Source organism: Vibrio sp. 10N.261.51.C6, assembly GCF_041471785.1.
Classification (GTDB): Bacteria; Pseudomonadota; Gammaproteobacteria; order Enterobacterales; family Vibrionaceae; genus Vibrio; species Vibrio crassostreae_C.
In genome coordinates, this window is sequence record NZ_JBFRPB010000004.1 from 26,957 (window position 1) to 40,377 (window position 13,421).

Annotated in this window: 10 protein-coding genes and 1 tRNA gene; 6 read left to right on the top strand and 5 right to left on the bottom strand. The window is 45.1% G+C overall.

Translation table 11 applies throughout. The features are described from left to right. The first annotated feature begins 265 nt into the window (after positions 1-265). From AB4375_RS00160 to AB4375_RS00170, 3 genes are all read left to right on the top strand, one after another. Complete coding sequence (locus AB4375_RS00160; protein ID WP_372050835.1) at positions 266-2,275, top strand: FAD-dependent oxidoreductase; 2,010 nt, start codon at positions 266-268, stop codon at positions 2,273-2,275. A 207-nt stretch (positions 2,276-2,482) separates the two neighbouring features. Further along, positions 2,483-3,031, top strand: coding sequence for an NAD(P)H nitroreductase (locus AB4375_RS00165; RefSeq protein ID WP_017059376.1), 549 nt, complete (start codon positions 2,483-2,485; stop codon positions 3,029-3,031). A gap of 115 nt (positions 3,032-3,146) precedes the next feature. Then, on the top strand, positions 3,147-5,141 hold the full coding sequence (locus tag AB4375_RS00170) for a DNA topoisomerase III (protein WP_372050836.1): 1,995 nt from the start codon (positions 3,147-3,149) through the stop codon (positions 5,139-5,141). Between the two features lie 18 nt (positions 5,142-5,159). Here AB4375_RS00170 and AB4375_RS00175 read toward each other — a convergent pair whose 3' ends face one another. Both AB4375_RS00175 and AB4375_RS00180 read right to left on the bottom strand, forming a co-directional pair. After that, entirely contained in the window at positions 5,160-6,191 is a 1,032-nt protein-coding gene (locus tag AB4375_RS00175; protein WP_372050837.1) for a DUF3080 domain-containing protein, read from the bottom strand. Next, complete coding sequence (locus AB4375_RS00180; RefSeq protein WP_017059372.1) at positions 6,169-6,855, bottom strand: SDR family oxidoreductase; 687 nt, start codon at positions 6,853-6,855, stop codon at positions 6,169-6,171. The genes AB4375_RS00175 and AB4375_RS00180 overlap by 23 nt, the downstream gene beginning before the upstream one ends. Before the next feature lie 262 nt (positions 6,856-7,117). Between AB4375_RS00180 and AB4375_RS00185 the strand changes: the two genes are divergently transcribed. Together AB4375_RS00185 and AB4375_RS00190 are read left to right on the top strand one after the other, a co-directional pair. Further along, entirely contained in the window at positions 7,118-8,038 is a 921-nt protein-coding gene (locus tag AB4375_RS00185; RefSeq protein WP_372050838.1) for a histone deacetylase, read from the top strand. Between the two features lie 193 nt (positions 8,039-8,231). Continuing rightward, positions 8,232-10,358 (top strand): methyl-accepting chemotaxis protein, encoded by a 2,127-nt coding sequence (locus AB4375_RS00190; RefSeq protein ID WP_372050839.1) that lies wholly within the window; start codon positions 8,232-8,234, stop codon positions 10,356-10,358. 75 nt (positions 10,359-10,433) lie between these two features. On the opposite strand, the gene AB4375_RS00195 is transcribed toward AB4375_RS00190, so the two are convergent. Together AB4375_RS00195 and AB4375_RS00200 are read right to left on the bottom strand one after the other, a co-directional pair. Continuing rightward, positions 10,434-10,524: transfer RNA gene (locus tag AB4375_RS00195), tRNA-Ser, on the bottom strand. Positions 10,525-11,337: 813 nt separating this feature from the next. Next, positions 11,338-11,478, bottom strand: coding sequence for an MbcA/ParS/Xre antitoxin family protein (locus AB4375_RS00200; protein WP_081325182.1), 141 nt, complete (start codon positions 11,476-11,478; stop codon positions 11,338-11,340). A 326-nt stretch (positions 11,479-11,804) separates the two neighbouring features. Between AB4375_RS00200 and AB4375_RS00205 the strand changes: the two genes are divergently transcribed. Further along, positions 11,805-12,656, top strand: coding sequence for an SDR family oxidoreductase (locus AB4375_RS00205; RefSeq protein WP_017068687.1), 852 nt, complete (start codon positions 11,805-11,807; stop codon positions 12,654-12,656). Positions 12,657-12,756: 100 nt separating this feature from the next. Here AB4375_RS00205 and AB4375_RS00210 read toward each other — a convergent pair. Further along, a partial coding sequence (locus AB4375_RS00210) for a glycine betaine ABC transporter substrate-binding protein (protein ID WP_372050840.1) occupies positions 12,757-13,421 on the bottom strand: 665 nt, incomplete at its 5' end.

Below are 13,421 nucleotides of genomic sequence, written 5' to 3' on the forward strand. Positions count from 1 at the left end.
GAGATCACGTCGCTTTAACAAGCCGTAGTACCATTAATCTCAATAATATGAACTGCTTAGTATCCTACGATAATTCCCAAGCTCAAACTACACCAAGAATTGTTAATCGATATATATTCTCATTAAGTGTAGTCAAATTAAGGGGTTCTGAACGATTAATACCTTCAGCATTATGATCGGTGTTACAAAAATGTAAACGGTTGTTTGAACTTTTGGTGATTGAACTATACTGTGGTCAGACCACAAGGATAAAATAATAGAAGTGATGTCTGCCATGTACCCACATTTACTTGAACCACTCGATCTTGGATTTACTCAGTTACGTAACCGTGTATTGATGGGATCAATGCACACAGGTTTAGAAGAAAATAAAGAAGGCCTACACAAACTTGCCGCGTTTTATGAAGAGCGAGCAAAAGGAGGCGTTGGTCTTATTGTTACCGGTGGTTTCTCTCCTAATTTACGTGGCAGATTAACCCCATTTAGTGCTGAATTCAGTAAAGTAAAGCACGCCAAAGCGCACCAAGTTGTTACCGAAGCCGTCCACAAGCACGGCGGTAAAATTGCGCTTCAATTGTTGCATGCTGGCCGCTATGCCATGCACCCATTCGCGCAAAGTGCTTCTGGCATTAAAGCGCCAATCGCTAAGTTCGCACCCAGTGAGATGAGCCCTCGTCAGATCAAAAAGACCATCGGTGCCTTTGCCAATAGTGCAGAGCTAGCTCAGGTTGCTGGTTATGACGGCATTGAGATCATGGGCTCGGAAGGTTACTTGATTAACCAATTCATTTGTAAGCGTACCAACATGCGTTACGACGAGTGGGGCGGTTCTTACGAGAAGCGTATGCGTTTCCCGCTAGAGATCGTCAAATCGATTCGCGAAGCGGTGGGTAAAGATTTCATTATTATTTTCCGACTGTCGATGCTGGATTTGGTTGAACAAGGTAGCACCTTTGAAGATGTTGTTCTTTTGGCTCAAAAGCTAGAAGAAGCGGGCGTGACTATCATCAATACTGGTATTGGTTGGCATGAAGCTCGTGTTCCGACTATCGCGACGCAAGTACCACGAGGCGCATTCTCTTGGGTAACCGAGAAAGTGAAACCATACGTGTCGATCCCAGTGGTGACATGTAACCGAATCAACACGCCAGAAGAGGCCGAACGTATCCTCAGTTCAGGACAGGCCGACATGGTATCAATGGCGCGTCCATTCTTGGCAGATCCGGACTTTGTTAATAAAGCCGCTCAAGACCAAGCGCAGTTCATCAATACCTGTATCGGCTGTAACCAAGCTTGTCTTGATAACGTGTTTAAGGGTAAGCGAGCGAGCTGTTTGGTGAATCCACGAGCGTGTTACGAGACTGAAATTGTTGTTCAGCCAGCGCAAGCGACTAAGACCATTGCGGTTGTCGGCGCAGGCCCAGCCGGTTTAGCCTGTGCAACGACTTTAGCTCAGCGTGGGCATAAGGTTGACTTGATTGAGAAAAATGACCGTATCGGCGGTCAGTTTAGATTGGCAATGCAGATTCCGGGTAAAGAAGAATTCAGAGAAACGATTCGCTACTTTGCTAACCAAATCGACGCATCAGGCGTGAACCTGAAACTGGATACTGAGGCAACGTTTGAGATGTTGTTGAAGTACGATGAAGTCGTGATGGCGGCTGGCGTAGAGCCAAGAAAGCTCGATATTGAGGGCATTGACCAAGAAAACGTGGTCGATTACCAAACCTTGATTCGTGAAAAGACACCAGTAGGCGAAAAGGTCGCGATTGTTGGTGCTGGTGGTATTGGTGTCGATGTGGCAACCATGCTGACAGAACCGACTTCACACAGCCTAGACGATTGGCTGCATGAGTGGGGCATCGATAAGAATATGGAACACCCAGGCGGACTTTACCCTTACCCTGATTCATTCAGCGATAAAACGGTGTGGGTGATGCAGCGTAAAGCGGGTCGTGTTGGTAAAGGTCCGGGCAAAACTACAGGCTGGATTCACAAACGCACACTAGAAAAACGCGGTGTTAATCTACTGGGTGGCGTGAGCTACAACAAGATTGATGACCAAGGTCTGCATATCAGCGTTGGTAAGAAAGAGCAGGTGCTGGATGCTGACTCGGTTATCGTATGTGCAGGTCAGGTTTCAGTTCGTCCATTCGAAGACATGTGGCAAGAGTTTGGTGGCAAACTGCATGTGATAGGCGGCGCCGATTACGCGGGTGAATTGGATGCAGTACGCGCAATTCGTCAAGGTGTTGAGCTAGCGATTAAGTTATAGAATCAGCTATCAAACTGTAATCTTATCAGTAGATATTGTTACTTAATTTGCTGAGTTAGATTTTGAACAAGGCTCCTAAGTCATAGATTTAGGAGCCTTTATTGTTTCTAATCTAGCCTAAATGGACAGCCGTTGAGATTTATTATCGTTTGTATTCTGTGCTAAAGTTCAAGTATACAAATAATAAAGAAATAGTAAGGACTTCAAATGGATGCTTTGGATCTATTGCTCAACAGACGCTCAATCGCAAAACTCTCTGATCCGGCACCTGAAGGTGTGGCGTTAGAAAACATCATCAAAGCAGGGCTGCGTGCTCCAGACCACGGTGCACTAACACCATGGCGCTTTGTTATCGCGCAAGGTTCAGGCCTACAAAAGCTTTCAGACATCTTGGTGCGCGCCGCTGAAGCGGATGACAGCGAAGAAGCGGTTATCGAGAAAGTAAAAAAAGCGCCGTTCCGAGCTCCGATGGTGATTACTGTGATTGCCAAAGTAACTGAGCACGAGAAAGTGCCAGCGATTGAACAACATCTTTCTGCAGGTTGCGCAGCTCAAGCGATGCAAATGGCTGCAGTCGCACAAGGTTTCCAAGGCTTTTGGCGCTCAGGTAAATGGATGTTCCACCCAGAAGTGCATCAAGCATTTGGCCTAGAAGGCGACGATGAAATTGTTGGCTTCCTATACCTAGGCACTCCAGGCTGTACACCAATGAAAGTGCCAGAGCGCGACTTCTCTAAGTTCGTTGAGTTTTTATAAAGAAAGCTGAAGCTTGAATAGTGGAATGCTAACTGTATAAACAACCAGTTTTTCTTGATTTATTAGAGCCACATTAGATAATGTGGCTCTAATTGTTTGTAGCATCTGGAAAAACATGTCTCGCCTTATTATTGCTGAAAAACCAAGCCTCGGCCGCGCGATCGCCGCTGCACTACCTAATCCACAAAAGAAAGACCAAGGGTTTATCAAATGTGGCAATGGGGATGTGGTGACTTGGTGTATTGGACACTTATTGGAGCAGGTTGAGCCGGATGCTTATGATGACCGTTATAAGAAGTGGAACTTAGCCGATCTTCCTATTGTGCCAGAGCAATGGCAGCTAAGACCGCGTAAGACGTCAAGCAAACAGCTCACGGTGATCCGAAAGCTATTGAAGGACGCAACCCAAATTGTCCATGCGGGAGACCCAGATAGAGAAGGGCAGCTGCTGGTGGATGAAGTGATCGATTACTGCAAGGTTTCTAAGGCTAAGAAAGAGTCGATGGACAGGCTATTGATCAGCGACTTGAACTTACCTGCTGTGAAGCGTGCGCTCTCTCAAATGCGCAGCAACCGCGACTTTATTCCACTGTCTATTTCTGCATTGGCACGCTCTAGAGCTGATTGGCTGTATGGCATGAACATGACTCGTGCTTACACCTTGTTAGGTCAAAAGGCGGGCTACCAAGGTGTGTTGTCGGTCGGGCGAGTACAAACGCCTGTACTTGGTTTGGTGGTAAGGCGCGATGAAGAGATCGAAAACTTTATTCCGAAAGATTACTTCACTTTGCACGCTTTGATCCCTTATCAAAATCACGGCCAGAGCTTTGATATTCGTGCGCGTTGGAAGCCAAGCGAAGCATGTAAACCATGGCAAGATGAAGAAGGGCGCGTGCTCAATCGAAAGCTGGTTGAGAATGTGGCTAACCGAATTGCGAATCAACCCGCGACGGTGACGGAATCAGAGCAAAAGCAAAGTAAACAAGCTGCGCCACTGCCTTACTCGCTGTCAGCCTTGCAGATTGATGCGTCTAAGCGTTTTGGTATGAGTGCTCAACAGGTGTTAGATACGTGTCAGTCATTGTACGAGAAACACAAACTCATCACTTACCCACGTTCTGATAGCCGCTATCTACCTAAAGAGCACTACTCGCAGCGAGAATCGATCGTTGATGCTATCGCTAACAATGCGAAAGAGCTGCAAAGTGGCGCTCAAGGTGCGGACCTTTCTCTTAAATCAAAAGCATGGAACGACAGTAAGGTCGATGCTCACCACGCGATTATTCCTACTCCGAAGAAGTCATCGGTGAACGGCCTGTCTGCCAACGAGATGAAAATCTATCAGCAAATCGCTCGCCAGTATCTAATGCAGTTCTACCCACCTGCCGTTTTTGCCGATGCTAAGCTGGTCTTTGATATAGCTGGTGGCGTGTTCATTGCGAAAGGACGTCAGCTTATCAACCCCGGCTGGAAGGTGTTGATGGGCAAAACAGACACCGAAGAGAAAGGCGATGGCACGGATACGGTTCCACCGTTGGAGAAAGGTACGGTGTTGACGTGTCGTGAAGGCGTGATTGGTGATAAGAAAACGGAACCACCAAAGCACTTCACGGAAGCGACGTTGCTTCAAGCGATGACAGGTATCGCGCGTTTTGTTGCTAACAAAGACCTCAAAGCCATTTTGAAAGAGACCGATGGCCTTGGTACTGAAGCAACCCGTGCAGGCATTCTAGATACCCTTTTCAAAAGACAACTGCTAACGCGCCAAGGTAAGAGTATTCATAGTAGCCCTGCGGGCAGAGGCTTGATTCATGCTTTACCTGAGGACTCTACCTTCCCAGACATGACGGCACACTGGGAGCACCAGCTGCAAGGCATGGCAGAACGAAATCAAGCGTATCAGCCTTTCATGCAAGCGTTAGAAAGCAAGATTGATGGTTTAATGGGTAAAGTAAAAACGGGAGAAGTTCCTGAATCACTCCGCCACCTTCCTAAAGTCGAGAGACCTGCCTTCAAACGCCGTAAAGGCGGTGGGGCGAAGAAGTCTTACGCCAAGACAGGTACGTATGCTAAGAAAGGTACTTCCGCTAAAAAGAGCACTAAAAGCTAAGACTTATTGAGGTTAGGATTAGCGACCGACTTTACGGCCACAACGTTTAAACAGTTGCTGCCAATAGTCAACATGGCGACGAGTGGATGATCGAAAGGCTTGATGTGCATCTTGGATGGGAAAGTAATAACTGTGCAGTTCAGGTTGCGCGTCAAACATTCCTAGTTGCGGGGCTAATTGCTGATAGTAGCCATCCAGCTGCGCCATGTAGGGCTGAACCTTGCCTATGTATTGTTGCTCGAACACATTGTTGAGATAACGAAACTTAGTGGTGTCTCGCTGCTTGCCGCAGATGATGTTGCCATCAAAAGTAGTGAGTTGCTTAGTAATGGTATCTAGCTCTGCCGAAGCACGAGCCAGCGAATAGTATAAATCTCCGAGCGTTGAACTCTTCTCTAGTACTTCTTGAACCTCAGTGGTTTTGCCGGAAACGAGCGGAACGTTTAACGCTTGATTGATATGTTGTAAGGCATCAACGGTTTGTCGTACCTGATCGCCTATATCAGCGCGTAACCACTGACTACCCCGCATTTGTGACTGCATAGCATCGCTGGCATAGATGAGATTCCATTGATGCAGTGGAAACTGTGCGAGTTTCTGTTGCTCAATTTCTCTTAGTAATTCTACGATCTCTGGGTCTAATTCATTACTGGATAAACATTTGCCCACGCCTTCAAGTAGCGCGACTTGATAATCGTAATTACGAAACTCATCCGCGACCTTGCCCAGAACCGAATTTCTTTCTGCAATCAGATTGAACAATCCACACTGACGAAGCTGGTAGCTGTCGATGAGGCCGATAGAGAGTGAGGGCACGTCAAGCAGCAGTTCTCGTTTTCTCGGTAGGCTTTCAAATTCCCATTCCTCTATTATCTTGTCAGCATCTTGTACTCTGGCTATCTTTGTTTGATAGTCGTCGAACAAGTCGCCGGGGCCATCACTGAAACAGCCAGCTAGCATCACTGTTAGACAAAACAGCGTTGAGTGCTTAACTAGGTTTGAGAGATGCCCTGCATTCATCTGTGGATTACCAGTCAATTTCGCTGCCATCGAAATTGAAGAAGTGACCACTCACTTCGGTATTCGCTGACTCGATGACTTCAATCAGGCCGGAAGCTGAAGTGTCGGTGTCGATCAGAGCATTAGGGCCACCCATTTCAGTCTGCACCCAACCTGGATGCAGTGCTAACACCGTAAAGCCATCATCGGTTAAGTCGTTGCTTAGGCTCTTCACCACGGAGTTTAGAGCGGCTTTAGAGGAGCGATAGATGTAACCGCCGCCTGAGGTGTTCTCTGACATACTGCCGACTCTAGAGGATAAACAAGCGACCTTTTTGATATCGCTGTCTTTGAGTAAAGGCAATAGCGTTTCGACAAGCTTTAGTGGAGCGATGGTGTTGACTTCGAATACACGACGCCACTCTTCAACATCGGTATTACCCAGCCCGTAGCCTTTAGGGCCATAGTAGCCAGCGTTGTTGATCAAGATATCAATCGACTCTATTTGCGAAGGGAGTTGGCTTACTGCTTGGTAATCGGTTATCTCTAATTGAATACAGGTAAGGTTGGTGTTGTGGTCTGCGAGTGAGAGCAGTTCTTTTGCTGAATTGTCATCACGATAAGTCGCGTACACCTTGTGATTACTTTCCAAGTATTGTCGAGTCAGGCTTAAGCCAATGCCGCGGTTCGCTCCAGTAATAAAAATAACGCTCATGGTGATTCCTTTTCAGTTCAATTAGTTAAGTTTGATGGCTTAACACGAGAAAATCAACGCTCCACCAACTGGCCATTAGCATTCCTACAAAAATCATTACTGCTGCCGCTGAGCCGCAGATCACCCCAAAGATGAGTATTACGTTTTTCATTATGGTCTCTACTTTATAATTAATAACAATGATAACCATTATCATTAATTAAGGTTGTCGCCAAGTTTGAGGCTGTTATGATTTTGAGAAAGATACGCAATTAGCCTGATTATGATTCCTTTAATTTACCACCCAATCTATTCACAGTTACCTTTACCAGAAGGTCATCGCTACCCAATCAACAAATATCAGTTGTTGCATAGTGCTGTTGAGGCGCTGATGAATAGCGAACCTCGATGGAAGTGCAAGTTTGAAGTGTGCCAACCAACGCCGGTTTCGGTTGAGCAAGTAAAACAGGTACATGATAGCGGATATATTGATTTGCTCGTGTCTGGTAAGTTACCTGCAGCAAAGATGAGACGTATCGGTTTCCCGTGGAGCGAGCAACTTATCGAAAGAACACTCTACTCAAGTGGTGGAACCTGCTTGGCCGCTGAAATGGCAATAGAGACTGGTTTAGCGATTCATTTGAGTGGTGGTTATCATCATGCGCATCATGATTTTGGCAGTGGCTTTTGTTTGTTGAACGATTTGGTTTTAGCGGCAAAACACGCGCTGACCTTTGAACATATCGATAAAGTGCTGATCGTTGATAGCGACGTTCATCATGGTGATGGCACAGCAACTCTTTGCCAAGACAACGACGACATCATTACTTTGTCGTTCCACTGCGATAAAAACTTCCCTGCACGAAAGCCGCTATCCGATTTAGATGTGCCATTAAGTCGTGAAACAGAAGATGAAGAGTTCCTACGTTGTTTTGAACAAGTCACTAAGTTAGCGATTGCTCACCATCAACCTGATCTGATTATTTATGATGCGGGGATAGATATTCATCAAGACGATGAACTGGGTTATTTGAATGTCTCGACACAAGGGATATTTGAGCGCGACTGTTTCATGATTGAATTAGCGAAATCAGAGTCTATTCCGATGGCTTGCGTAGTCGGTGGCGGGTACCGCACTAAACACCAAGATCTGGTGCCGATTCACATGCAGCTGTTAAAAGCGGCCTATCATGTTCACGGTTAACCTCTCAAATTAGCGGCTGATAGTTCATTGAAATGATGGTGTGAAATAAGCGCCTTTTGCACCATAAAAGACACAGCTGCACCATTATGGATCATTTAAAGTTCTTTTTTATTAATTAGTTACGTATTTGTGTGATTAATTGTGGTCTGTAAATTGCTTTACCCATGTGTCTATAAAAACACAAGGGATAAAAATGAACCTGACGGACAAGGAACGTAGTTGGCTTAATTGGTTTGGCGCAACAGGAAAACTGGCTATGCGCAGAGCTTGTTTCCTCAATAGAAGTAGGACGGAAGAGCTTGAACAAGCTTTTGAAAGTATTGCTCACACGCGAGTTCAACTTCTGCATAATTGGGTCAAGAATCAATGGGATTTTTTAGAAGACTCTGCGGTTTATTTAGCAAGTCGAACGGAAGAACAAGCTCAGGGGACGTTAGCTAGTCTTCTTAAACGCAGTACGGATTTTTCTGAGTTGGCGATCGTCGATGCCAAGGGGATCGCACAAGCATCGAGTTATCATGAACATATAGGGGTTACTCTTGGAGACAAGAAGGCTTTAGTTGAAGGGGCTTCAAAGCGTTATCTTCATGGGCCGTATATGGATCCACGCACGTTGAACGTAGGGGCCTCGAGTTCATCGTTTCATGACCAAGTAACGCTGATGTTTTATGTCCCCTTTTCTCGGGATGAAGGGGCGCCGCAATTCCTATGTGGTCGTGTTCCAAATGATGTTATTGGTGACATTATTCAAAGAGAAGCGGGGCATATTTATAGCGAGTCGGGTGATAACTATATCTTTATGGTCGACTCCATTCATGATCCTAATACTCAGCCGGGTGTTGCGCTCTCTCGTTCTCGCTTTGAAGATAATACCTTTTCACACGGCGAGAACTTAAAGCAAGGGATTCATACTGATTGGGGAACGGTTAAGATCCAGCACCACACCGAATTTGAGATTCGCTTTACAGACCCAGCCACTAATCAGCTTCACCCAGGCGTAAGAGAAACCATTAAAAATGGCAGTAACCTGTTTATAGGTTATCCGGGGTATTCCGACTATCGCCACATACCGGTTATTGGTAAAGGTATCACCTTTCAATTGGATGGTTCACCAGATACCTTTGGCATGATGTGTGAGTCCGATTTAGAAGAGGTCTACAGAGACCGAAGCCTAAGTTATACCTTATCTAAACACTTCATCAGCTGCATGCTACTGCCTCTATTTATTCCATTACTGTTTGCCAACCTTTATACACTCACACCTTTTATGCAGAGTGGCATTATGTTCGCTTGCGCGTTGATCTCATTGGGCTTATTCCGTTTAGTTAGCGCCAAACCACTAGCGAAGAAGATTCACGAAATGACCGGGGTAATGCAGACCTTAGCCGAAGGTGATGGCAACTTAAGTCGGAGGCTTGATCCCACAACATTCAGTCATAATGAACTTGGCAACCTAGGGCGTTGGACTAATAGTTTTATCGACAATTTAGATAACACGGTGAGTGAGTTGATCCATGCGAGTCACGAAGTTAGAGAGGTTTCGGAATCGATGTTTCGTCGCAGTGTCGTGATGAAGCAAACCAGTGATGATGCATCACAAGCGTTAAGCAATATGCTTCAGTTGAGTCAGTATCAACAGAGCGAAATTACTCATGCGAGTGTCTCAGCAACGCAAATGGACACGGTGATGAAACAAGCCGTCCTGAGCGCAGAGAAGGAGTACAATCAGTCCGTCGAAGGCATGGAGATTGTTCGCAATATCGTAGAAAGCTCGGCGCATAGCGTGAATGAGGTGAATAATGAAATGACTAAGGTGTCTGACATTATAGATATCATTACTGACATTACCGCGCAGACTAACCTTTTGGCCTTGAATGCGGCCATTGAGTCGGCAAGAGCAGGTGAACACGGGAGAGGGTTCTCTGTCGTCGCTTCTGAAGTAAGAACTCTGGCTGACCGAACTTCACAAGCTGCTAACCATATTAGTGACCTAATGAAAGAGCTGCATAGTAAGTCTCGCAGTGCTGTTGAGTCCATGGAGCGAGGTGTCGAGAATGTGAGTAAAGGAAACTTAACAGTCGACTCAAATGCTCGCAGTGAGCAAATTCAATCAGCGGTGAGTGACCTCTTTACCACGATGTCTAACTTAGATGAAAACAGTCAGAAAAATGGACAAACGGCAGATAAAGCCCAACGTTCAATATCTGACTTACAACTGTCTACTAAGCAACTCGCACGTCGAGTGTCCTTGATGGGCAATGCATTGAGCCGTTTAGACCAATTGATTGGGCGTTTTGAAGTGAGCCGAAAGGTGGCGTAGTGGAAAATACGTAAGTTCTTTACGCAAACGCCAGATACAAAAAAGCCGCTGATTTCTCAGCGGCTTTCTTTAATGTGGTGGAGGGATAGGGATTTGAACCCTAGAACCGCTATTAACGGTTGCCGGTTTTCAAGACCGGTGCTTTCGACCACTCAGCCATCCCTCCAATGGCGCGTATAATATAAGGGTGGCTTTCGCTTGTAAATACCCTTATTAACTGACTGCTTTTTTTATGAACGCTTTTTGGTGTTTTTGTTCTGAATGATTATTTATTGTTCGGTTTATTAAGAAGCCGACAAAATCTAATATTCAATAAGCCAAGTATTCTCAACTTTTGTTATACGTGAAGTGTTTCCGTGCCATAAAAAAGAAAGTATCTAATTGGTTCGCAGGCAAAGTTATGAGGGGAGTGGCTTAGGCATAAGAACTTTCAGCTAGGGACTTTTAACTAAGAGCTTTTAACTTAGAACTCTGAGCTCGGAATTTAAAACTAGGCATAAAGTGAATAGGCTTAAAATGAGGGTGGGTAGAGTCTTGTTAGATGAGCTTTATATTTTAAAAAGCTTCAGATGCAAAAAAGCCGCTGATTTCTCAGCGGCTTTCTTCAATGTGGTGGAGGGATAGGGATTTGAACCCTATCTAGCCTGAACTCTTTTAAAAACATCCTTAATTTTTTCAGGATGTTACCCGATAACTAGAAAAATCGGATTGAACAAATGTGATTCACATACATCAAATCACAAACCAGATCGTTAATCAAATACTATTTGGCCAATAGTGCAGTGAAGAGGTTTATTTTCGACGTTCTGAAATCACCTTCTTCAGTACATACAACAATGCTAAAACCATCCCAGTAAAAATACCTCCTCCTACACCAATAAGAATGGCAATGTTGCTTTGAATAAAATCGACCATATGTCTTTACTCCTGAATTAGTAGTGCTTAAGCTGAATTTATCCATACCAAGTGTCTGCTATTGCTAAGAGAAGTCACCAAGCTTAATTCGTTGTATCGCTTCAACGACTCGATTAGCTCCACAAGGCGTAGTGAGAGCATCTAGAGGCGTCTCATGGTTGAGGAAATATTTAGGGGTGCAGAGCCATTCCTCCGCCATATCCATATCACTGGCACGCTTTTGGGCAAACACTTATCTGAACCTAATCACATCACAGTTTCTATTTGCGAGCGGACAGTCTACGCACACAATCAAAATCAAACATTTTTTAAAGTTCAATCGGCTAAATTAATACTTTTTTGGGGGTTACGAGCCTGTAATTTAATTATGTTTCTACAGCGACCAAAACCACACAACGATGAGACTCTAGAGAGTTTCCTTATTCGGGTCGCGAACAAAAACGGCTATGAAGACGTACACTGTTTTTGTAATGATCTAGTATATTACTAAATGTACGAAGATAACTGCTAGATGACCAAGAGGGACAAAGGATGAAGATTGCTGTTACTGCCGCAAGTGGGAAGTTGGGCTCTGCTATTGTAGAAGCCACCGTCAAATTAACCTCGAAAAATCAAGTCGTTGCTCTAGCAAGAACACCAGAGCGCGCTTTCGGCTTGGGTGTCGAAGTGCGTCCGGGCGATTATGAGGATGCTGAGCAGCTAGAACAGTCATTGCAAGGTGTGGATGTTGTGTTGCTAGTGTCTGGTATGGATGCTCCGGATAAACGTATTGGACAGCATCGTAATGTGATTGAAGCTGCCAAAAAGGCTGGCGTGAGAAAGATTGTTTATACCAGCGTACAAGGGGCCGAGGAGAACACGGCATTTTCCCCTGTTATTCAAAGTAATCGTCAAACAGAGCGAGATGTTCGTGAGAGCGGACTTGAATGGGTGAACGGCCGTAATGGCATCTATATCGAACCTGACATCGAATACATTGATAGTTATAAGAAAGCGGGGGGCATCTTTAACTGCGCAGGTGAAGGCCAGTGTGGTTATACAACCCGAGAAGAGCTAGGTTACGCTTACGCCCGCATGCTTGTTGAAGATATACATAACGGCAATACCTACAATCTACACGGCGATGCCATTACTCAAGCACAGCTCACTGATTACATGAATAGTGCGTTTGGGACGAACCTTACATTCACGTCGATGAGCGTTGAAGAGTATCGACTAGACAGAGTGGCTGAGTTGGGTGACTTTATTGGAACGGTTATCGCTGGTATTTATCAAGGCATCCTTGAAGGGAAGTCAGATAACCCGAGTCATTTCGAACAAGCTGCAGGACGCAAGCATGTTAGCTGGCAAGATTACTTTTCAGAGCTTAAATCTCATCAATAGTTTCTGAACGCCCTCATTTATGGCGTTCAAAAGATAGAAAGTCTGGCAATTGACCAGACTTTCTCGTTGTTGGAATAACCTTTATTAGCTTTGATAAGCCTTATAGGGCTTCTTCTACCTTGGTGGCGACACTTGCTGATACCCAAGGCTTCCATACCTGTGGTGAGCTTTCTAGAAAGTAATACATGGCTTCTTCGGCGTCGGCTTGGTTGTCTTCCATCCAGGCTAACAACTCGCTCATTTGTTTATTGGTAAAACCACGTTTTTCAAAGTATTGGTAAGCAAGATGCTCATTATTAGCAAAGGCTTCTGTGGTGATAGTGTGAACCGGTGCTGGTGGATACATGGTCACTTTAGGAGATTCACAATCGGGTTGTGTCGTACAGTTACGGAATTCCTCAATGTCGGTACCACTTCCGAAATCAACTTTAACCATATCGTATTTACCCAACACAGGTGTTGGTGACCAATAGTAACCAAACCATGGTTTCTCACGCTCATAAGCTTTGGCAATGGTTCCTGCTAGTGCAGCACCTGAACCCGGGTCCACCATTTCAAATCCATGTTTATCTAAACCCATAGCATTAAATAAGTGTTCGGAAGTAATCTGACATGTCCATCCTGCCGGGCAGCTATAGAATGCGAACTTTTCATCGTCTTCTGGGTGTGCGAATAGATTAGCGTGTTTGATGACACCTTCGATTGTCGTCATCTCTGGATATTGTTCAACAAGATAGTTAGGTATCCAGAAACCTTCTTCACCGC

Coding starts and splice junctions, on each gene's coding strand:
- AB4375_RS00170 (WP_372050836.1), top strand. CDS start 3,147: ATGTCTCGCCTTATTATTGCTGAAAAACCAAGCCTCGGCCGCGCGATC.
- AB4375_RS00205 (WP_017068687.1), top strand. CDS start 11,805: ATGAAGATTGCTGTTACTGCCGCAAGTGGGAAGTTGGGCTCTGCTATT.
- AB4375_RS00160 (WP_372050835.1), top strand. CDS start 266: ATGTCTGCCATGTACCCACATTTACTTGAACCACTCGATCTTGGATTT.
- AB4375_RS00190 (WP_372050839.1), top strand. CDS start 8,232: ATGAACCTGACGGACAAGGAACGTAGTTGGCTTAATTGGTTTGGCGCA.
- AB4375_RS00200 (WP_081325182.1), bottom strand. CDS start 11,478: ATGGATATGGCGGAGGAATGGCTCTGCACCCCTAAATATTTCCTCAAC.
- AB4375_RS00165 (WP_017059376.1), top strand. CDS start 2,483: ATGGATGCTTTGGATCTATTGCTCAACAGACGCTCAATCGCAAAACTC.
- AB4375_RS00185 (WP_372050838.1), top strand. CDS start 7,118: ATGATTCCTTTAATTTACCACCCAATCTATTCACAGTTACCTTTACCA.
- AB4375_RS00180 (WP_017059372.1), bottom strand. CDS start 6,855: ATGAGCGTTATTTTTATTACTGGAGCGAACCGCGGCATTGGCTTAAGC.
- AB4375_RS00175 (WP_372050837.1), bottom strand. CDS start 6,191: ATGGCAGCGAAATTGACTGGTAATCCACAGATGAATGCAGGGCATCTC.